Raw genomic sequence first — 22,810 nt, 5'->3', positions numbered from 1 at the left:
ATATATTCCATGTCTTCATTAATCTTGTAAAACCTACTATTCTATAAAGTCTTTCAAATTACTGGCTAATACTCATTATACTACCATATTTTACCAAAAGAAAAATAACATAGTCTATGAGGATGCAGCATTAGAAAACATCAAACATTGTTCACACTTCTCATGCACTATCCATCTATGGCGGAGAAATGTGAACACAAAAGCTTTTAAGATTTTTGAACATTTGAAAGATCACCAGCCTATATCAGTGCAGCATATTCTCCGTCGGCCAAAATAGCCACCTCTTTTAACAATATCATTCTGTAGAAGTCAAACGTGCGAGGCAAATTGCGTTATTGGGACAGATTTCCAATTGATCCAGTGACATGAGTCGCATGTCATACGACACAGCCACTCTATGAAAGCGCATAACGAAGACAATAACGATTTAAGATACCGCCTCTCTATTTGGTCACTCGAATAAAAACAACATTAATGAATGAAACCCTTTATCCAATGATTCCCCCATCTAAGAACTCTATCAACTATAAAAGAGGATCACGCGAACCCCATTGAAAATAACCACATATCATCTTTGACTAAAGAAATCGTAACAAAATCTGCTTCATCCAAACATCTTGTCCAATGTTAGCACAACATGTGTATATCTCATCCTAATGGGTCTACATCAAACCTCAATCATCCTCCATGATTGGCACGTTAATCCTAATTGTAGTTCCTTTGCCGGGTGCCGAATTAATATGAAGTTGCCCTTTTAAAAGTTCTATGCGCTCCTTCATGCCGATAAGGCCAAATGAATGTTCCTTTTTTTCAGATGGATCAAAGCCAATCCCATTATCTTTAATAATAATTTTGCCAGCGTTTTTTGTTATTTCAACTTTCACTTGAATTTCTGTTGCCTGGGAATGTTTCACTGCATTTTGAACGCCTTCTTGTACAAGCCGGAATAAAGCAATTTCCAATCTTTGAGGTAAGCGTTTTTCTTCACCTATACTCACAAACGTTATTGGCACTTTATTGTAATCCTCTGTGGCAGCTAAATACCGCTTCAAGGTCGGAATCAATCCTAAATCATCAAGTGCCATTGGACGCAGATCATAAATAATTTTGCGAACTTCATACAAAGCCGAGCGCGCCATCATGCGCATATCTCTTATTTCTTTTAAAGCTTCTTCCATACCCCGCTCACGGGAAATTCGCTCTATTAGTTCTGAGCGCATCATGACATTGGCAAGCATTTGCGCTGGCCCATCATGAATCTCCCGCGATAAGCGCCTTCTTTCTTCTTCTTGGGCTTCGATAATTTTCAGACCAAATTCTTGTTTACCTTTTGCGTCCAGCAGCCATTTATTCATTTTCATTAAGTCGCCCATTAAATAGTTCAAAATGACTGTAATCTGGCTAACTAAATTATCGGCGCGTTCAACGGTTTTTTCCAGTTTCTTTAGACGGATTTCTAAATCATTGCGTCGCTCTATGAGCATTTTTTCCCTTTGACGTGTAAAGGTCAGATCAATTTGCAATTGATGCGCTTTTTCATAAGCTTCACGCACTTCTTGCTCGGAATACTTTGTAAAATTTTTACTCACTTCTGCCAAACGACGCCGGGCCAATTTTTCATAAAGCTCCAGACGATCGCTTTTCTCAATAGTTGCTTTTACATCTTCCCTTATTTGAATTAATTCAATAGTTAAATTTTCGTATTCTTGTCTCGATTGTTCACTAATTTCAATAACTTCTTGTTTACTTTTTGAAACGGTATTAATCATTTTTTCTAAAATTTGATCTAATACTTTTTCATCAAATTCTACTGACACAATGGTCGCCTCCGGGAAAAGCTTCGTACAATTTTATGTACGTTTGATTCTTTTGATATTTATTATACGTATAATGGAAATTTCACAATCCAATTTATTCCTTCATTATAATTACTTCGAAAGTCCCATTTATATTTTGGGGGCCTTTTTAAAAAATATGAAAAATGAATTTTCATTCATGGCTGATATCTTATTAAAATTCAAATTAACCTCTTTTAAAATATATGAAAAATGAATACCGTCTAGTTATAATGAATATGGTGGGGACATCCCCTGCATAAGAGTTTAAATGCAAAATCATAGGCAATTTATTCTCTATTTCTTACTATATTATTTGTTCCCCAAATCTAACATAGCGCAACTGGCGCATTTTTTACAGTTAAAAAATATGTAATTTTTGGGCAATCTAAGCATCATATCGTCCATATGACGCAAATATAAGGATGCCATATGGACCTATATTAGGGAGTGTTTCGACATGTTACGACAATATTATACAGTAAAAGGTACCGGAGAGCATGAAATTATAATTGAAAAATCAAAATTTATTGCTCATATTAAGCGGGCGACCACTGAAGAGGAAGCTCAAGCTTTTATACAAGAGATTAAAAAGAAACATTGGAATGCGACGCATAACTGTTCTGCTTATTTAATCGGCGAGCATGATCAAATTCAAAAAGCTAATGATGATGGAGAGCCAAGCGGAACAGCAGGTGTGCCGATGCTTGAAGTGCTGAAAAAGCGGAACTTGAAAGATACAGTCGTTGTCGTCACCCGTTATTTTGGCGGCATTAAACTTGGAGCCGGAGGGCTGATTCGCGCTTATGGAAAAGCAGTTTCAGAAGGCTTGAATGCCATTGGTGTCGTTGAACGACGTTTAATGCGCGTGATGCATACGAAAGTTGAGTACTCATGGCTTGGAAAAATTGAAAATGAATTACGAGCCCATGAAAGATTTCTATTAAAAACGATTCATTATTCTGATCAAGTCGAAATTGAAACATATGTAGCTGAAGATGAGAAGGATAATTTTACAGCGTGGATGACAGAACTCACAAATGGACAAGCGGACATTTCTGAAGGAGAAACGGAATATTTGGAGATTGATGTTCAATAGATGGAATGGCAGATCAGTCCAACGAGATACAGAATGTTTGGAGAGCGGTGTTCATTAAATGGTGAGGCTGCTCTGTCCAGGAGATATGGAACGTTTGGAGACCGATATCAGATAAAAGAGCAATAACCGGATTAAGTGTTAGGGGTTCCGTACCTATATTTGAAGATTAAGGTTCTCAAAGTGGTATGCTGATGAATCTAGTCCAACGGGATACGAAATGTTTAGAGAGCGATGTAATATAAAAGCTGGAACTGGACACTTTTATTTGAAGATCGATGTTTTCTAAAATGGTGTATCAGCTGACAAATCCAGTCCAGATGAGAAATCCCGATATCGGAAAAAATTATCGAATCGAGCTTCTTTCGTTCATTTTGAACGAAGACGCTTTTTTTATTCATTGAAAGGACGCACCATGGAAGAGTTTTTTGTTGGTGGAGAGGAGCATTGTTCTATTTTTATATTTTGCTTTAATCAATGGAGCACGTAAAAAACAATCATTCTGAAAGAAAGATTTGACAAAATTTTGTTATTTTCTTCAATCTGCGGGTACACTATTAAAAATAATGCACTTGAAAATATAAAAACTTGAGATATTTTCGGCGAAATAACGATATTTCCAGGCTTTTTGGGATCAAGAAACAGCAAAGCACGTAGACTATTCAATGAAACGAAAACAGAAAGATGAGAAATTTAAGGGTACACTTTTTATAGGAAGAAAAGGGAGTTTTCATGTATGACCCGATTAAAAAAGAAATCGAAAATAACAAAAGTTTTGTTGGTCATATTCGTTCCATTGTTGGTTGTTTGTGCCGGTATGGCTGCTTATGGCGCTTATTTAACGAGCACCGCTAAAACGGTTGTTGAAAATGCCCAACATAAATTGGACAGCCGGAAGTTTGAAGAAAAATCTGAACTGCGGGTCGAAAAAGTAGATCCGCGTGTTGACAATATTTCCATCCTATTTTTAGGTATTGATGATGGGAGCGACCATGTATTTAGCGACAAGACAAGAACCGATGCGATGATATTAGCGACTTTTAATGAAAAAGAAAAATCTGTAAAAATGGTAAGTATACCAAGAGATTCCCGAGTGGAGCTTGTTGGGCGGAACCGGATGGATAAAATTGCACATGCCCATGCCTATGGCGGTTTGGACATGGCTGTAAAAACGGTAGAAAAACTTTTTGAAATCCCGGTTGATTACTATGTTCGCCTAGATTTTGATGCTTTTATTAAAATTATTGACGCACTCGGTGGTATCGAAATTGATGTACCATTCGATATTGTCGAACAAAATAGCCATCGTGTAAAAAATACCATAAAAATAAAAAAGGGGTTGCAAACCCTAAACGGTGAACAAGCATTGGCTTATGCAAGAACCCGCAAATATGACGGAGATGTTGAAAGAGGAATGCGTCAGCAGGAAATTTTAAAAGCGGTTCTTCATAAAGGTTTGTCGATCCGGGCAGTCTCAAAATATGGGGAAGTTATTGAAAGTATTGGTGATCATCTTGTCACAAATATGACTTTTGATGAAATGCTTGCTTTTCATGATTATGTTTACAAAGGAAAAAACATCGATGTGGAAATGCTAACATTAAGCGGAAAGAATGCAAGAATTAACCGTCTCTATTATTATTTGCTTGATGAAGAAAAACTCGAGGAAGTAAAAACAAAGTTAAAAACTCATTTGGAGTTGGAAGGCACAAGCACAGTAAGTTAAGGTGTATTTTGAGCCCGAAAAAAGCGAAACCCAAGAATGTTCGTTTACCATTCTTGGGTTTTCCTTTGCTATTCGTTTTTGATTCATTGAATGCTTCTATCTATTTATAAAATTCGATAAAGGAATCAAACAACGCTTGGGCTGCTTTTTGGCGGAATTCATCAGATTTTAATAAAGCTTCTTCTTTAGGATTTGACAAGAACGCAAGCTCCACTAAAATCGCTGGTATTTCTGTTTCACGGATGACATGTAAACTTTTGTCATTTGATCCACGGCTGACAGTACCAAGCTGTGATGTCAATTTTTTAATCGCTATATCTGACAACTGTTTACTTTGCTGCCAGCTAGGGTTCTTTCCGGAATGATAGAACGTTGTTGACCCTTGAGAAGTAGCATTAAATGAATCAGCATGGATACTGATAAAAGCATCAGCATCATTATTATGTGCGACTTTCACACGATCAGCTAATGACAAGAACGTATCGTTAGATCTTGATAATATAACTTCAGCTCCTGCATTTCTTAATAAATCAGCAAGCTTCAGTGCAACCGCTAAATTGACTTCCTTTTCAAGTAATCCTGTTGCACCTTTAGCGCCAGGGTCATGATCACCGTGTCCAGCATCGACAACAATCCGCTTCCCTGCTAAACCGCTAGGAAGTATCGTAACTCTTACACTATTCGTAAAATGACGAACGACCAAATGATAACCTGGATTTACATAAATACGAATTTTTGAACCGTTATATTCAATTTGTTGGATACCTGGATGATTTTCTTTCCATTTGTCGATTTGAGAAGCCGTAGTCGAAATTTCAATTCCATTCGTTACCAACGAATGAGATGTTGTGACAGAACCGACTTTCGACCAGGTTAACCATGCCCGATTGGCATCATAGATTTCTAATTTTGGTTCACTAAGGGCTGAATATGTTTTTTTGTTCATTTGCATTGTTAAATAATTTGTATGCACATAGCCCCATTGGCCGTTATGTTTAATACGTGCCCACTCGCCTATGACTTCAAATACGATGATTTCTTGGCCTTTTGGCAACGAACCAATCACCGCTGAAGTTGTATTGGCTTGTTCGCGTATATTTAGTGAAGTTGCCGTAACCTTGCCTTTTAACGTTTCTGATTGAGGTCTTACTGCATCAGCTGCAATATAGCCTACTTTGTTTTTATAATCGATTTCAATCCATTCGTCTGTGTCGATATCCGCACTTGGTTTTTCATAAATTTTAATCGTGTCGCCTTCTTCAAGCTCTCCAATCTCGTCACTTCTTCTCGAAGGTTCTTCATAAACAGTTGCTCCATTAGGATCATCAATCACAGCTAAAACAGTTGTGCGAGAAGGTGGCTTTTCTTCACTTGGCATCGGCAATACAACATTGCCATTATTTGATTGTTTTTTCACGATTGTCACGATTTTTTCTTTTTCATTCCATTGAACATTGGCTCCGTAAGTTTCTGCAAAAAAGCGAAGTGGAATAACGGTCGTATTTTTTACAATTAACGGTGCTTGATCGAGCGTCAATGTTTGACTATTCACCAAAACTTTATTTTTGTTGATGGTGAATAATACTTTTGTATCCGCATCAATGGCTTCAATTTGTTTTGTTTCTGACAACCAATTGACATTGATGCCCAAATTCTCTCCTATTACACGGAAAGGCACTAAGACTCTCCCATTTTCTACAGGCGGATCAATAGGAAGAGTTAGGAGATTACCATTGACATAGACGGAAACTTTTTTTGTAGATGGATTCGTAGTGGTTGTGTTGCTTTTGTTGGCAGTTGAACTAGATTGGCTTGAGGAATTTGCTTTGCTATTTGTCGAACTATTTGCTTTATGTATGACAATATAATCTCCATGTACATATCCTTGACCGACTTTAGAGGATATTTTTAGCCATTCCCCAACTTTTTCAATAATTTTTACTTCATCACCATCCTGCAACTTGCCAACGATTTCCCCTTGTATCGAAGGGGCATTTCTTACGTTTAAATTCCCATTCGCAAGAACTTTCCCAACTTCATTTGCACTCGCAAACTGCGAAGGTAAAAATAGAATGGATAGTAAAGCGAAAAAAGTACAAATGATGATGGACTTTGGAAACCTCTTTCCCATTCTTCGACCAATCCCCCTTCAATATTTTGTTGTTCAAGTTCACTATTTCAAATGTAATAGTTTAATAGAAGAATATCAAGGTAATTTATCCAAATTGCAACAAAATGAGACAATTGACGTAATTTTGTCATAAAGATGAAATGTTTGTATTATTTTCCGGGAAATATTGTCGTTTTACGTATTTGGAAATTGTTTCAAAATGCGTTTGAAAGATTTTCCTTGTCAATTGGAGTGGAAGGTTGAGGATGGGAAAAGTAGTGTGTGATTCAGGACTGAACACTATCGATTGGCAAGGTAGAGTGAACAAGTAAAGTCTATTCTAGAGAATAGCAAGTTCTAGTAGGTTTTTGTTGAGTAGCTGTACATTTGACATCGTTACAAGATTCCTCAAAATGGTCCTTTTTGGTTAGGAAGGGTTAAAATATTCAAGATTGTAATTAAATTTAAATGATGCGGTGAAGAATTTGATCGGTTGTTGGATGAGTGTTTAGATCGAAACATTTTCAATAGTATGTCGAAAAAGAAGTGAGATTAAGCGAGTTGTCGAAAGAGATTAGAAATACAAAATAAATAAAACGGCAAAATCATCATGGATGTAAAAGAGTGTCTGTCGAAAAAGGATGCTGGCCACAAATTCGATGTCTCACTATAATTTTGTCAAAAACAATTATGAAAATACAAAACCCAAGAAAGCAAAGAAAACTTTCTTGGGTGGATGTGTGTATATTACAAAAAAAATACATAGCTTTGCAGTGCACTTGCTCTGTAGCAACTTTAAATGGAGTGGCGGCATGATAGCCTTGGATGGTGAAGCAGTCCTTGATACTCGCTTTCTGGCTTGGGAATCATGCACGCACAGGAACCGTGTCAAGTCGCAATTCTCTGTATTCGGTTCTACAATACTATGTATTTTTCGCCTGCAAAAAAAGATGTATTGTACTCACTTGATTTGAAGCTTTAGACAGCTGCTCTACTACTTTATTTCCATCTCTAGCAAACCAACAACTTTCTGAGCTGTTTCATTTGCTTTTTGCTGAAGTGGATTCGCTTTTTCTTTCAAAAGTTTAACTTGATTTTCATAGTCTTTTAATTGGTTGGAAATCAACAGATATAACTGTTCAGATGTCCAATCTTCGTCAACATGACCGATCAATGGTTGGCCGACTTGCTCGATAAAAGCATCAATTTTCGGATCGTATGATAAACCCACCATCGGTGTATGGGCCACAGCTGCAAAAATTAGTGCATGAAGCCTCATTCCAAAAAGCAATGAAGAGGCACCTATGATAGAAATTTTTTCTTCAATAGATGCATTATATGGAAAAATATGCACACGAGAACTATTTTTCATCGCATCTACTATTTCACGTGAAAACACATCATCATGCTCCCCGTGCATAGGCAAAAATACAACACGGTACTCTCCATCTGAAACAAAGCGATCCAATGCTTCTACTACTTTTCCTTTACACACTGGAAAACCAGCAGATGGCCAGTCGCGCAGGGCAACGGTAATAAACGGCTCGTTGGAAAGCCCTGTTTTCTCCAGCCAACTGCGATTTAAACTTGGATCGTATTTCATCCCCATTACTGGATCGGGAACGAGATCAATGTTACCTTGAATGCCAAGCGTCTGCAACAATTGTGCAGATTCCTTATCACGCACAGATATATAATCTGCTTTTGACAATGCATATTTGACAAGTATCTGACTAACCCGCTGTTCAAGCGGGCCGATGCCTTGCGCATATATATAAAATGGCTTTCTGAGCGTATAAGCAATCATCATAATCCCCGTATAATAAGGGACGCTTTTCAGGCCTGTTTTATCTTGAAGCAAGCTGCCGCCGCCGCTAATAACTCCATCACTCCCAGCAATTGCACGAAACACTTCACCAAGCTTCCAACGGTTGACCGCATCAACACCGTATGTTTTTTTCGTATATTCTGGATCGTTTGAAAGGACAATGATTTCAATATCTTTTTTTTCTTGACGCAGCGCATGAATGATCGCCTGCAAAATTGCTTCATCACCAACATTATGAAATCCATAATAACCGGACAAAACAACTTTCATACTATAACCTCTCTTGAAGAAGCGGCCAATATTTTTTTGCCAATCGATATAAGAAAATCAACACAAGCCCGATTAAAGCGCCAAATATGAAACCGTAAACCGTGCGTAAAACAGAAATGTAAATTGGGATATGCAAGTGGGTAAAAGTATTGACTGTTGATAAGAAGCCGATCGCTCCGCCAGCCAGTAAATATCTGCCGATTCGCTGTTCCCATCCTTTGCCTTGGTAGATGATGTACATCGCCAACACGAAAATCGGATAACCAATTAAAAACTCTTTTGTGCGCGGACGAACGAACAATAAATCTTCAAGCCCTTGCCGCACCGCGAGCTCTGCCCCCGAGACCATTTCAGTCGCATCGTTTCCGGAACGCATAACCAAAATGGCTAAGGCAGCACAAATGACGGCAAAAATAATGAAATAATAGTTGCGTGCTACAGCCATTGCCACTTCTTTCACGTGGTCGCGCACCATATGAAGAGCCGTCAATAAGATTGGTAAAACAAACAGCAGTTTGACTCCTCTAAATTCAATAATTTTTACGAGGAATAAATTGCCGTACAAGAGTGCCATGACGAACCATGCACCGATAAGAGCGATACATGCACCTTTCAAAAATTTAAGAACGATCTCTTTCTTACTATTAATATATTCACCAGAAACTGCGGCCCAAGTGGCTGCTACAATCGCCACAGCCAATGCAGCCAGTTGTAAAAACATTACTGAATTTGTAACGAAATAGCCTGCTGCTACAAGAAGCATGCCGGCAAACGTAAGAATAGCAATTTTTTCTGAAACCATAAGCGCTGCTAAAGCGATAAATGCGGCAACACCAATGAGCGCCGCCATGGTCATCCATTTAGCAGGCTCTAAAACATCAAACGATTGAGCAATGCCAGCTTCATGCTTGTCCGCCATTTGCTCGCGAATGGCTCCAATTTCTTTTGCAGCAATTTCAAACGATTGCTCAGCTGTTATGACTTCTTCTTCCAATTTTTTAATGTCAGCAATATGTAAATATAAACCGCGAATGTTACGTTCTTTTACAGCACGTGTTGCCCGTTCTGTATAGCCGCCTCTGCCATCGAAAAAGTCGAGGCTGTGCAAGCGAACAATTTTATTATTGAACTCTTTTGCATATGTTTGTAATCCTTTTTGTTCCGAAAATTCAATTGGCATGATTACGAACCCTTCATTTTTTAAGCGGAGTGCATATTGTTCGGCATCATCCAATTCTAAATCCGGATGTGGCGGAACACCTAACATTTGATTGCCGGTAAAAATAATTTTGTGGCCGCCGAGCTCATCTTGCAGTTGTTTCATTTGCTCAAGGACAAACTCATTGTTCTCGTCAATATTATTCCCAATGCGGAACACTGGTTCAAAGCCGTAAGAAGCGTACGCTGCCATCAGTTCTTGGTCAAATCCAATCGGTCTTGTCAAAATAGGGTTGATGATGGAACCCATGCCACGGTTAAGCTCTTGTTTGTTCAAACCTTTTATAAAATAAATGGATTCTCCTTCAAACATTGGAAGATCGGTTACTTTTTCAATACGGTCGCCAAACGATTGGACGATTGCATCTTCCCAACGCTGTTCTAAATCATTTCTTATAAGTACATACAAACCATTTGCTCTTGAGTAAAGGATTTTTTCCCGCGTACTTTCATCTTTATTTTGTACCATGCTAATTAAATCGCTTTTTGTAAGTGTTAACACTTGCCCTTTTCTCTCAAGGTCTTGAATACCCATCGGCTCAAAAGATATACCCCGTACACCGTTTTCGTTCAGTGTGTCAATGATCATTTTTTCATCAAGACCACGAATGACCAACTCGCGTATTTCTTCATAAGGAACAATCATTTCATATGTATCATTTTTCCATTCTACTTTGGCGCGAGTATAAATGAGCGGCGCCGTTAACAATATCGATAGTGCGACGATCGCCAAAAATATTTTCTTCAAAAGTTTTACATCCCTTCTATATTAGGTTTTGCAAAAATATCGATTCAAGATTGTTTCCAATCGGTGACAGACCTTTTACTATTTTTTCTAATGTAAGAGAACCAGCTATGCCACCTCTTCATCTATATTGGCGGAAGTTTTTTTCCTAATGAAAAATAAATCAATCTAAACTGTATCTATCTACATTTGCCCATAATATTTGACTATTGAAAATGGAAACTGCATCTATCTACATATGTATAACCTTTTCCTAATGAAAAAGGAAAGCTATGCCAGCTCTCCCCTTTTCCCCTTCTTTGTTCACTTGAAACGAAGCCTCAAATTATGCAGACCGCTTGCCATGTGCAACAATTTTTCTAAAGAATCGCAGCATCGGCTGGTAATTTTCTGACACTAACCCAACCCGTTCAGCGACAAGTTGAACGACAAATAGAACAACTGCGATAATGAGCGTTGCCACCCATAATGTTGAACGAGAAAGCACAATAGCCGCGATGCCGAAGAAAGCGCTCATTGCATAAATGATTAACACCGTTTGCCGGTGCGAAAATCCTAATCTTAATAGGCAATGATGCAAATGCGATTTATCCGGCGCTGACAATGGTTTTTTATTAACGATGCGACGAATGATCGCATAAAATGTATCAGAAATTGGCACGCCTAAAATGATTACAGGTAAAAGTAATGAATAAACGGCAATGCTTTTAAATCCTAAAATAGAGATTACTGAAATCATGAACCCTAATAAAAGCGCACCAGTATCGCCCATGAAAATTTTCGCTGGGTGGAAATTGTAAATTAAAAATCCGAGCGTACTTGCCAGCAAAATGACGCTGATTACTACTGCAAACATATTGCCCATAAACAACGCCATGGAAGCAATTGTAATTAATACGATGGAAGATACACCTGCAGCAAGTCCATCCAGACCATCGATTAAGTTAATCGCATTCGTAATTCCAACAATCCAAAGTAATGTAAATGGAATGCTGAAATATCCTAAGTTAATCGTTACTTCAAAAGGCAAATTAATAATCGGCACTTGCACGCCACCATAAATTACAACTGAGGCTGCCAATATTTGGCCTAATAATTTCAATTTCGGTGAAATTTCAAAACGATCATCTAAAATCCCTGTAATAACTATAATTGTTGCTCCAATTAGTATAGCCCACGTAGAAATTTCATCATCAACCGGTCTCGCTATTAAAAAACCGATGACCATACTAATAAAAATGGCCAAGCCCCCAAGGCGCGGCATAATTCTTTGATGAACTTTCCTATGATTTGGCTTATCAACAGCGCCGATCGAAATTGCAAGTTTTTTCACAATCGGAGTTAAACCTATTGAAGCTAGAAAACAGACAATTGCTGTAATGATTAGCATAAAATTTGCACTCCCCAGACAATTTTTGCCTCACATAAATATGTTAAGGCAAATTTTCTCCTTTATTTTCCACTTCTTCTAGCATTCAAAACCGATTATACCACATCGTCCATGAATAAGTAAGTTTTTTTGCGACAAAATAACAACATCTTTGCTTTTCTACAATTTTTTCGACAAAATCTTAATTCATGTCACGCGATTTTTGGAAAATAAAGGGACTTGTTTTATAGATCAGCAAATCAAATTTTTTCAAAATGCGAATGCTTTTTTAATGAATTCGACCACTCATAACTCTTAGACGAATTTTTTTCTTCCACGTTTCACCTTAATATAGTATGTAATTTTTGCAAAAGTAACGTTTTTCTCGAACACGCTAGCGCCAAAATAACAAACCTTTCCTTTAATAGCTATTTTGACACACAACTTTTTATTATATATTAGAATAACTCATATTTGACGCTCTAATTTGCGAAAATAGCGTCCAATTACTGGCAATGCCTGCAATTCCTCCCTGCTTACGCCTTTTAGGACGATTACAAGGAATGCATAAACAATTGCACCTATTGGAATGATAACGACTAAATAAAGCAGCGCTTCGATTCTAGACCAATCGGTGACCGTAAAAAAGTACATAGGTACAAATGCTACGAGCCCCATTACAATACTTGAGACTACAAATACAAGACTTTCTTTACGCCATACTTTGTAATTTGTTGTTTGAACAATAAATAAAATATTAGCGACCGTAATTAACACATAAATTAGAACTGTCGCATAGGCTGCTCCAACAATTCCCATTTGGGATACAAATAAGAAGTTCATGCCGCCTTTTACAACCGCACCGAAAACAATGATCCATGCCGCAAGTTTCGAACGGTTTAGTCCTTGCAAAATGCCAGTAGTTAATACGGCAAAAGAAGAAAAAGCAGAACTGAAATTGATGATCGCCACTACATCGCTTCCTTGAAAGTCCATGAACAATGCCCGATTCACTGGCATTGTTAGCGCCAAGAGGCCTAGCGCAGCTGGCCAAGAGATAAGATGGGCATATTTAAGCGACCGTTCAATATATGAATTCGCAAGTTCAATGTCTTTTTTGGCCATTGCTTTTGTAATGGCAGGAATTAACGGCAATATAACCGCACTCGAAAAAACAGAAGCAATGCCGACTAACGATATACCGCGACGATAAAGCCCCAATTGTTGTTGCACATCTTCTGTTTCATTTCCAAGCCATGTTAATCCATGAGGAATCGTTACAGAATCTACTAGATTTAATAATGCCATTGACAATGAACCAACGGCAATCGGAATCGATAGTGCCAAAATTCTCTTTGCCCACTGCCTAAATATATTCATTGAAAAAGATTTCATTCCTTTAGGACGGGCTTTGAATTTTTGATATAGAATCCGCAAATAAATAAGTGAGAACAGTGCTCCAACAGAAGAGCCAACCATGACGCCTCCGGCGATTACATCGCTTGTTTCGCCCCGCTTCACTAAAATAAACGCAATGGTAAGGATGAGAGCAACTCTCACAAATTGTTCAATCACTTGGGACATTGCTGTCGGTTTCATATCTTCAAAGCCTTGGAAAAAGCCGCGATAAACGGCCATATATGGGGCAATTAAAAGTGTAAACGAAACAATTTCCACCGCTGGCTTCGTAAATGAACCGCCTAGCATGAGCGCAATTTGCTCTGAAAAGGTGAACATCACCGTAAAACTGAAAATACCAAAGAAAATCGCAAGCACACTGGCAGAACGAAAAATATCATCAATTTCAGATTCCCGTCCTGAGCCGCGTGCTTCTGAGATCAGCTTGGAAATAGCAATCGGAATACCAGCCACCGATAAAATTAACGCAATCATATAAACCGGATAAACAAGTCCAAAAATACCAAGAACCTTGTCACCGGCAATATTTTGCAACGGTATTTGAAAAATACTTCCTATAAATTTCGAAATAATAGTTGCAATTGTAATAATTAAAGTTCCTTTTAATAAAGAAGATTGGGCCATGCTTAATTAAGCTCCTATTTCGTAAATTTTGGCATTGTTAAATTTATTTTTGTAAAGGTCTTTCAAAGATTAATTCATAATAAGAACCTGCTCCAACTCCTGAAGTTGCAAAGTCAGGAGAGAAAATTTGAACAAAACGCCAACCTTGTTCTGCGTGACTTTTAATTACTTCTCGATAGTCTTCCTTAGGGTTACCAGATAATTTTTTAAACTCTATTTTGACAAACTTATATTCAAACATATTATTTGTCCTCCTCTTGGATAAAACAATTTGTTCGGTTTCAATAAAAAAAGGGCAAATAACTCGTTTATTTTTGAAAAGTTATCAAAAATCAACCCTATTTTTTAATAGAACCTAAATAAAATTTTCATTATTTTATACGCCCAGAAATACCTCCGGCAGTAGCCGCAGACGGTGCCAGAGACGGTACGCCAGAGGGGTCTGGCACCTCACCCCAGATGGTGCCGCAGAAGGTGCCGGAGACCGTGCTCCAGAGGGGTCTGGCACCTCAACCCAGATGGTACCGCAGACGATGCCGGAGACCGTGCTCAAGAGGGGTCTGGCACCTCAACCCAGATAGTGCCGCAGACAGTGCCGGAGATGGTGCTCCAGAGGGGTCTGGCACCCCACCCCAGATGGTACCGCAAACGGTACCAGAGACGGTGCTCCAGAGGGGTCTGGCACCTCAACCCAGATGGTGCCGCAGACAGTGCCGGAGACCGTGCTCCAGAGGGGTCTGGCACCTCACCCCAGATGGTACCGCAGAAGGTGCCGGAGACGGTACGCCAGAGGGGTCTGGCACCTCACCCCAGATGGTACCGCAGTCGGGGCCGGAGATGGTGCTCCAGAGGGGTCTGACACCTACACCCAGATGGTGCCGCAGTCGGGGCCGGAGACGGTGCTCCAGAGGGGTCTGGCACCTCACCTCAGATGGTACCGCAGAAGGTGCCGGAGACCGTGCTCCAGAGGGGGCTGGCACCTCACCCCAGATAGTACCGCAGTCGGTGCCGGAGACCGTGCTCCAGAGGGGGCTGGCACCGTTGCGCAGACGCCTAGCTTTTTCCTGTTAATTTTTGTCCAAATACTTTAAGGGCAAAGTGTGGCAATGCTAGCATGCGGCGCCATCTTGATGGCTGCTTTAATAAGCGGTAAAACCATTCAAGGTTTAGTTTTTGCCAAATTTCCGGTGCACGTTTGACTGTTCCGGCGAGGACGTCAAAAGAGCCGCCGACACCAATAAATACCCCTTTTTCTACTTCTTCCAGATGTTCGGCAATCCATTTTTCTTGTCTTGGTACGCCGAGGGCCACTAATACAAGATCAGGCTTTTTTTCCTTAATTTCATTAATAATCGACGGATCTTCCCAATTAAAAAAGCCGTGATGATAACCTACAAGCTGTAGATTCGGATATTCTCTTTTAACCGTTTCAACCGCTTTTTCAATTGTTTCTTCCTGCGCACCGAGCATATACAATTTTAATTTTTCCTCATTTAATATAGCTAACAAATTTCGCATTAAATCATATCCCGCCACTCGCTCCGGCAGCGGTTTCCCTAATATTTGCGCACCCTTTACGACACCAATGCCATCTGCCGTTACATAATCGGCCAGATCAACGTATTGCTTGTATGTCGGATCTTCCAACGTTTTCATGACAATTTCCGGATTTGCTGTTACAACGAATGTCTTCTCTTCGTTCAAAAGGCGCTTGCGAAGTCGTGCCACCATATCTTTCATCGTTGTATGTATGAAATTCACACCTAAAATTGAAACAAATTTGTCCTGCATTTGTTTTTCACCTTTTTTCACTACATAATAATCTACATTTGAATTGAACCCTGCAAAATAGGGATTGTACAGCCATGCTTGTATTCATATAGATGTAAAAACTCTACATTGAACTATAACAAAATAGGCCCCAAAATGAAACATGATTTAAAAATATACTTTATTGCCGCTTGATTAATTTTTCACAAAAAACATTCATGATCTTATGCCCTCTACCGGCAATGAAAATAATATTCTCGTCTTTTTTTCACAGAAAACTACCATGATCTTTCAACCAGAACCCAGAATGAAAATAATTTCCCTAACATTTTCATAGAAAAATACAAAATAAAGGGAAACAAATATAAAGAAAAGAGGAGACAACCAATAAGTTTTTCTCCTCTTGCCTCATTATTATAAGACTTTTTAATTCTCCGTTAATCGAATCACGCGCTCCATGAAAGATGAAAATTCAGCACGAGTGGTCGGGTTCGCTGGTCTAAAGCTGCCATCTTCATAACCGCCTGTAATTTTGTTAGCAGCTAATGTGTTGATAGCTGATGCTGCCCAGTGATTAGATTTTACATCTGTAAATGTTTTGTTTGTTTCACCTTTTAAATTGTAAGCACGAGTTAAAATAACTGCCATTTCCGCTCTTGTCAGCTTATCATCTGGAGCAAATTTTCCTGCTTGTTTTCCATTGATGATGCCTTCTTCAGCAACAGCTTTGATGGCATTATAAGCATAATGATTTGCTTTTACATCTGTAAATGGAAACTTCTTGTCATCAGATGGAGTTAATTCAAACTCGCGGGCAATCATTGCCGCAGCCATCGCTCTTGTAATTTCAGCACTCGGTCTGAATGTTCCATCATCATACCCTTTAATAACGCCGCGGTCTGTTAAAAATGCAATTGAGCTGTAAGCCCAATGGCTCTTTGTTAAATCTTTAAATGAAATGCTTGGTGCAGGCACTTGGCCGTTTCCACCATTTCCATTATTTCCACCATTATCTGTGCCGCCACCTGTATTGCCTTTTGGTTCTGGATGATTATTTACATATGCAGCATATAAGCCATCAAAATAAATGGCACCTTTATTTTGTTTTTCTTTCACAGCTTCCGCTACATAAATACGGTCAAATTTTAGCGGCAACGGCAAGTTTGCAGGAATTTTTGCACGGACATACTTCCAGCCTGTCCATGTTAACCCATGTTCTTCAGTAAAGTTGATCGTATGAGTTTTACCCGATCCATCAATGATATGCGCACGAAGCCAGTGAGCTGCTCCATCGCCTTTCACCCATACACCTAACTCTTTCGGATAACCTTTCAATTCAATCGGTGATTTCGCCTGTGCATAGGCCACTTTAATGCCTTCTTCTGCAGTTGTAAAATCATAAGAAAGTTTCAACGCGCTTTTGCCTTCTTTTACATTGCCATTATCAGCGGCTGCTTCAATAGCTGCATTTGCTCTTGCTTGGTCAGCTTTCCATTTTGCAATTGATTCAAAACCATCAACTAGGACTGGATCGCTGCCAACTTTGACTGGAATGGAAGCTGTTATATTTTCAAATTGGGCGATGATATTACCTGATCCTTTTTCACTTCCGGCAGTAAATGTACCGTCTGCTGAAATTGTACCGATATTGCCGTCAACGGACCATTTAATAACAGAGCGGTCAAAGATAATAGGCTCGCCGCCGTTATAAGTAATATTTGCTGTTAGTTTTATAGATTCATTTGTACCGATTACGAGAGATTTTGGTAAAATATCAATTTTGTCCACTCTATCAATGACAGTAACAGGAAGTTCACCGTAAGCTCCATTATATGTTGCAACGATTTTTCCAGTTCCAGCATTTTCAGCAATAAAAGTCTTGCCATTTATTGATCCAATATTTCCTTGAACAGATAAAGAAATATCGTTTGCATTCACTTTTACTGGGTTGAAATATTGGTCAAGTGCATATTCCAAATTAATTGGTACCGCTGTACCTTTCAATACTTTTCCTTTAAGGTTTGCTAGTTTAAGAGTAGTTGGATCGCTTGTCGGTGCTGAACTAATAACTTGGAAGACCGATGATACTTTGCGTTCCACTCCCTCAGATGGACTATTGACAAGCGCCGGTTGGAAACTTCCAAGCTTACGTACGACCATAGCCGTAGAACCGCCGCCATCAAGATTAATAGCATTATAGGCACCTATTGAAACTAAATAATTCGCTAATTCCCTTAATGTTGCACCATTGCTGTACCCGTTCTGTCTACCGTCAACAGTAACTAAAAAGACGCGGTACCCCGTCTGATCTACAGCAATTGCTGTGCGTGGGTGGCGAGTTTTTGCAAAAGAATCACTTTCATCCATAGAAATGGAAACTTGTCCATTTTTCACAAGTTGCGGACCTGTCCCAATTATATATTGGGCACCTTCCCATCCATTTCCTAAAGAAAGTGTTAAATCAACTTGGTCGCCAACTTGGACATTTTTTAGTTTTTCAGCCCACTCACCGCCGTGTGCAGAAATGACAAAACCATTGGCTGGGATTTGGGCATTCCCGCCTTCTCCAAATCTAGTAATCTTTGAAACTGTACCCGTCATCGTTTGGCCGATATAAAGATCGGTCGGATTTGGTGTTACATCAGAAATGACAATCTCTGTTCCCCATTGGTTTGTACCTGTCGTTTGTTTTGGAGATTTATAAATATGAATCGCATTTTCTCCGCGCTCACCGTTAATTTTGCTAATCGGAATCGTTTGTCCACCAAGTGTTGTAATCATTTCAATTTTGTAACGGTCAATCACTGCTTTTCCATTGCGATCGATCCCAAAAGCGATCGGCTCATTCGTCGGGCTTTTCGAAGTCTTCGTGCCAGCGATACCGACGTTAATCAATTTGTTGTTTAAAACAATTAAGTTAACCGGCATTTTGCCAACCATATCAAAGAAGCCTGCGTTGGTCGCCCCTACAACAAAATGGCCTTCATAGTGATTTTGCAGCGCTCGGCTAGTAACCGTTGTAGTTGCAGTCAACGGGTTCGGCAAACTGACTTCCAATGATGTAAACGGATCGTTCAAATTGATGTTTAATAGATTTACTGCACGAGAATACGTTCCATTATATTGTTGGTTCACATATGTGACCCCAGGAGAAATTTGCGCTTTTTCTTCTTTTATTAAATTACCAAATGATGCAAAGGCTGCACTTCCAAAACTTTGAAAAACTAGTACAACGAGAAGCAAGAGTGTTATCGTGCTGCGCTTCCTACGTCTCATTTCATCCTCTCCCCTTCGTAGTTTTCAAAACTGTGATGATGGCAAAAAATTGTGTTCCCTTGCCGTTTTTGCCAGTGCGGTTTGGGCTAATCAGACGAAAATGCCTTTGATTGCAAATGAACAATTGGGCTAAACGTATCAAAAACTTTATTAGTACAAGCTGAGCTCATTGAACGTTTGTCCCAGCTGTATGTAGAAAAATCGATTATGTTTTGGTGCGAACGCGGATTTGGCTGTGAGTTTTATTCTCGCAGAGCCATACGCGGGTTGAGCGGTTTGAGTGGCGGTTGGATTTTTGGGCAATAAAAGTGATTTGGGCTGGGTGATTGAAAGGTTCAATGTTAAACCTTTTAGGCTGAGCGGATAAACAATCGATCTTTTCGGCCAAAATCCTTTTTGGTTGAACGTTTGGTCGCTTCACTTCAAAACTTGTTTGGCTGAACTTTTAAGTGTTTCGGCGCAACTCTATTAGACTGAACTTTTAATCCTTTCAGCTTAATTCCTGTTAGGCTGATTGATTGAGCGTTTAGGCCAATATTCTTTCAGATTGAACGTTTGATCTTTTCACGTCAAAACTAGTTAGGCTGAGCGTTTGAATATTTCGGCACAAAACCGGTTATACTTTTGAGCTGATCGATGATTGTTTCGACCAAAACCTATTTAGTGAGAGTTTAAATCTTTCAGCATAAACCAAACTAAGTTTGAGAGTTTCCAGCCGCAAACGAGGTTTGAAAATAAAAGTTTTAGCACCCAAGGCAATTTGGCTGGTCGATTCAATCTTTAGCAGTAATGGTTCAGTCCTTCGTTTCAATGGTTCTTCAGCAAAAGCGGTTGAGCCGCCCAACGTAAAGCAATGCAGCAAAACAGATTTTTAGTCTACTAGAATGAATACTTCAGCCAATATACGATAAACTTCGCCCATTCGGTCAAAACGATTTGCTGTTTTTCTGAATCCTTCCACCAGTTTTTGAGACTATCAATCCGCTCATCAGGAGCATTGGCATATGTCAGCTTAATATTTGTTTCATCAAAAACTTTGTCAAAAATAAATTTGCTTCTTTTTGAATGCCAGTCGGTTGTCACGACAATAGCAGATTGATAGTTTTTATCGAGCATAATCTCTTTTGAAAACACTGCATTTTCGTACGTACTTCTAGAGCTAGTTTCTTTTTGAATAGCATCTTCCGGAACACCGAGTTCACGCGCCAAATCGACCATTTCATCAACGGCTTTCGTACGCCACGACAGGTCTGTTCCATCTGAAAAAAGCAAAACATCCGCGTATCCTTGATTAAAAAGCTCCACGGCCCGCTTCGTGCGTTCACCTTTGATTTCACCGCCAAGAACGATGATGACATCACTTTTCTCCATCGTTTCATCGGCAATTAAAAAATCCGCCACTGATTGCAACAACGGATTCTTCACAAGAAAAGCTATTAAAATGAAAAATAAGAATGTTCCAAGACTAAAAACGAGGAAACGATTCAACTTCCGCTTTTTCATTGTTTTGTGCCCATTGATTCCATTTGTAAAATGATGTCTTGTACCATTTCCTTCGGATTTTTAATAACCATTTCTTCTCCCTTCTGATAGGCAGACTGGAGAATCGCCAACAGTTCACGTTGATTTAGCATACTACCCTTTGAATCACTCATTCTCTATATCACCTTCAATTCTATTATTATATGATAATATATTCGACAATCCATTGCAGATTTTGTCTGATACACTCACCCATTATATCACACTTGTAAAATATTGTCTTATAGGTAACAGGAATTTAATGGAATTGTAATATTCTGTTGAGAAGAGAAGAAAACTGGAAAAAAATAAACCTAATCCGGTTCTAGAGAGCGTTAAAATTAAGGGAAAGGGGTAAAATTACCACGGATGAGAATACAATTTTTAACAGGAAAAAGAAAAAATCGCTTTTTCCTGTTACTAAATTAAAGAGATACGCCCAATTTTACGTGAAGGAGAATTCTATATATTTTATACAAAATAAGGTAATTTTTAGATGAAAGTATCATTCTATTTTTCATCAAAGAAAGGTTTTCCTTTACCAAATTCCCCTGTTATTTTGCACCTATCCTTCTTTCCGTTTCTATATCAAAGAAATGTGCTTTTTCCATATCGAAAGCAAATTCAACGTTTTCTCCAGGGCTTACTTCTATACGAGAATCTACCCTTGCTAAAAATTCTTGACCTCCAATATTTGAGTAAACTACGATTTCAGCACCCAATAATTCTACTGCATCAACGGTACCTTTAAATTTTGAAGTCTGGGATGGAAGGGAAGCATTCAAATCCAAATGAATATTCTCTGGGCGTATGCCAAAAATAACCTCTTTTCCAGCATATCCCTGATCCTGTAATATTTTTTGTTTTTCTGGCTTGAGAGCAAAAGCTGTTTTCCCAATCAATAGCTGCCCTTCTACAATTTTTCCTTTAAAAAAATTCATAGCCGGTGATCCAATGAATCCACCAACAAAGACGTTTGCTGGTGTTTCATAAACTTCCTTTGGAGTCCCAACTTGTTGGATGATGCCGTTTTTCAATACAACAAGTCTCGTTGCCATTGTCATAGCCTCTGTCTGATCATGTGTCACATAAATTGTAGTCGTTTGTAAACGCTGATGAAGTTTTATAATCTCGGAACGCATTTGAACGCGAAGCTGCGAATCAAGATTTGATAAAGGTTCATCCATTAAAAACACTTTAGCATCCCGAACAATCGCACGTCCTAAAGCAACACGTTGGCGCTGCCCCCCTGACAAAGCTTTTGGCTTACGGTCAAGATACTCCTCTAGACCAAGAATTTCTGCAGCCTCTTTTACTCGACGGTCAATTTCTTTTTTTGAAACTTTTCGCATTTTTAACCCAAAAGCCATATTGTCGTAAATCGACATATGAGGGTACAGAGCATAGTTTTGAAAAACCATTGCAATATCTCTATCTTTTGGCAAAACATCATTCATTCTTTTTTGATCAATATAAAGATCGCCTTTTGTAATTTCTTCAAGACCGGCAACCATTCGTAAAATCGTTGATTTCCCGCAACCTGATGGCCCTACTAAAACAATAAATTCTTTATCTTTAATATGCAGGTTAAAATCTTCAATGGCAGTTACACGATTGTCATAAACTTTATATATATGCTCAAATTGTAATTCAGCCATTTTCCTGCTCCCTTCATAAGAGGACATTTCCGTTATGGCAAAATCCTTCTCTCACTCTCATTGTATTTTTCTAGAATAATTATGAGTGAATTTCCTGTGTGACAATGCACCGCAATAAATGAAGATTCAAGTATACATTTGTCGAAACAAAAAGTTATTGTTGATATCACTTTGATAAAGTGCAGTTATTTCAACCTGTGCAATTTCGAGATAAAAACTTTTTCAATCTCACATCTCATAAATTAAACGCCAAAACAAATGTTTTTATGGATCATGTTTTCATTGAGAATAATAAATTCAGCTGTGCACTAGTCATGACAAAGTTTTTTCTATCATGCTTATTCA

14 protein-coding genes are annotated in these 22,810 nt (G+C 38.8%); 2 read left to right on the top strand and 12 right to left on the bottom strand.

The genetic code is table 11. From position 1 onward, the window contains the following. Window positions 1-674: 674 nt before the first annotated feature. Entirely contained in the window at window positions 675-1,820 is a 1,146-nt protein-coding gene (locus HR057_RS08290) for a sensor histidine kinase (protein WP_173731041.1), read from the bottom strand. Between the two features lie 475 nt (window positions 1,821-2,295). Here HR057_RS08290 and HR057_RS08285 point away from each other — a divergent pair, with 475 nt between their 5' ends. After that, a complete protein-coding gene (locus HR057_RS08285) occupies window positions 2,296-2,934 on the top strand; it encodes a YigZ family protein (RefSeq protein WP_173730974.1) in 639 nt (212 codons plus the stop codon). A 733-nt stretch (window positions 2,935-3,667) separates the two neighbouring features. Beyond that, window positions 3,668-4,657 (top strand): LCP family protein, encoded by a 990-nt coding sequence (locus HR057_RS08280; RefSeq protein WP_173730973.1) that lies wholly within the window; start codon window positions 3,668-3,670, stop codon window positions 4,655-4,657. 100 nt (window positions 4,658-4,757) lie between these two features. Here HR057_RS08280 and HR057_RS08275 read toward each other — a convergent pair whose 3' ends face one another. The 11 genes from HR057_RS08275 to HR057_RS08225 form a co-directional block, all read right to left on the bottom strand. Then, a complete protein-coding gene (locus HR057_RS08275; RefSeq protein ID WP_173730972.1) occupies window positions 4,758-6,788 on the bottom strand; it encodes an N-acetylmuramoyl-L-alanine amidase in 2,031 nt (676 codons plus the stop codon). A 973-nt stretch (window positions 6,789-7,761) separates the two neighbouring features. Further along, a complete protein-coding gene (gene csaB, locus HR057_RS08270) occupies window positions 7,762-8,865 on the bottom strand; it encodes a polysaccharide pyruvyl transferase CsaB (RefSeq protein ID WP_173730971.1) in 1,104 nt (367 codons plus the stop codon). A gap of 1 nt (window position 8,866) precedes the next feature. Continuing rightward, window positions 8,867-10,831: a DUF5693 family protein gene (locus HR057_RS08265; RefSeq protein WP_173730970.1), complete on the bottom strand. Its 1,965-nt coding sequence runs from the start codon at window positions 10,829-10,831 to the stop codon at window positions 8,867-8,869. Between the two features lie 322 nt (window positions 10,832-11,153). Then, complete coding sequence (locus HR057_RS08260) at window positions 11,154-12,218, bottom strand: glycosyltransferase family 4 protein (protein WP_173730969.1); 1,065 nt, start codon at window positions 12,216-12,218, stop codon at window positions 11,154-11,156. 447 nt (window positions 12,219-12,665) lie between these two features. After that, window positions 12,666-14,240, bottom strand: a complete 1,575-nt coding sequence (locus tag HR057_RS08255) for a putative polysaccharide biosynthesis protein (RefSeq protein WP_173730968.1) — start codon at window positions 14,238-14,240, stop codon at window positions 12,666-12,668. Window positions 14,241-14,283: 43 nt separating this feature from the next. Next, the gene (locus tag HR057_RS08250) at window positions 14,284-14,481 is read right to left on the bottom strand and encodes a DUF4177 domain-containing protein (protein WP_173730967.1); all 198 of its coding nucleotides are present in this window, start codon (window positions 14,479-14,481) and stop codon (window positions 14,284-14,286) included. An 812-nt stretch (window positions 14,482-15,293) separates the two neighbouring features. Further along, window positions 15,294-16,031: a WecB/TagA/CpsF family glycosyltransferase gene (locus HR057_RS08245; RefSeq protein ID WP_173730966.1), complete on the bottom strand. Its 738-nt coding sequence runs from the start codon at window positions 16,029-16,031 to the stop codon at window positions 15,294-15,296. A 405-nt stretch (window positions 16,032-16,436) separates the two neighbouring features. After that, a complete protein-coding gene (locus tag HR057_RS08240; RefSeq protein ID WP_173730965.1) occupies window positions 16,437-19,286 on the bottom strand; it encodes an S-layer homology domain-containing protein in 2,850 nt (949 codons plus the stop codon). An 879-nt stretch (window positions 19,287-20,165) separates the two neighbouring features. Then, on the bottom strand, window positions 20,166-20,789 hold the full coding sequence (locus tag HR057_RS08235; RefSeq protein ID WP_173730964.1) for a YdcF family protein: 624 nt from the start codon (window positions 20,787-20,789) through the stop codon (window positions 20,166-20,168). Next, window positions 20,786-20,941 (bottom strand): hypothetical protein, encoded by a 156-nt coding sequence (locus tag HR057_RS08230; protein ID WP_173730963.1) that lies wholly within the window; start codon window positions 20,939-20,941, stop codon window positions 20,786-20,788. Before HR057_RS08230 ends, HR057_RS08235 begins: the two co-directional genes overlap by 4 nt. Window positions 20,942-21,361: 420 nt before the next feature. Further along, entirely contained in the window at window positions 21,362-22,465 is a 1,104-nt protein-coding gene (locus HR057_RS08225; RefSeq protein ID WP_173730962.1) for an ABC transporter ATP-binding protein, read from the bottom strand. Window positions 22,466-22,810 lie beyond the last annotated feature (345 nt).

It is taken from the genome of Calidifontibacillus erzurumensis, from assembly GCF_013303125.1.
Lineage (GTDB): Bacteria > Bacillota > Bacilli > Bacillales > Bacillaceae_J > Calidifontibacillus > Calidifontibacillus erzurumensis.
Note: the sequence above shows the minus strand (reverse complement) of the source record. Positions and strands in the feature narration are given on the sequence as shown.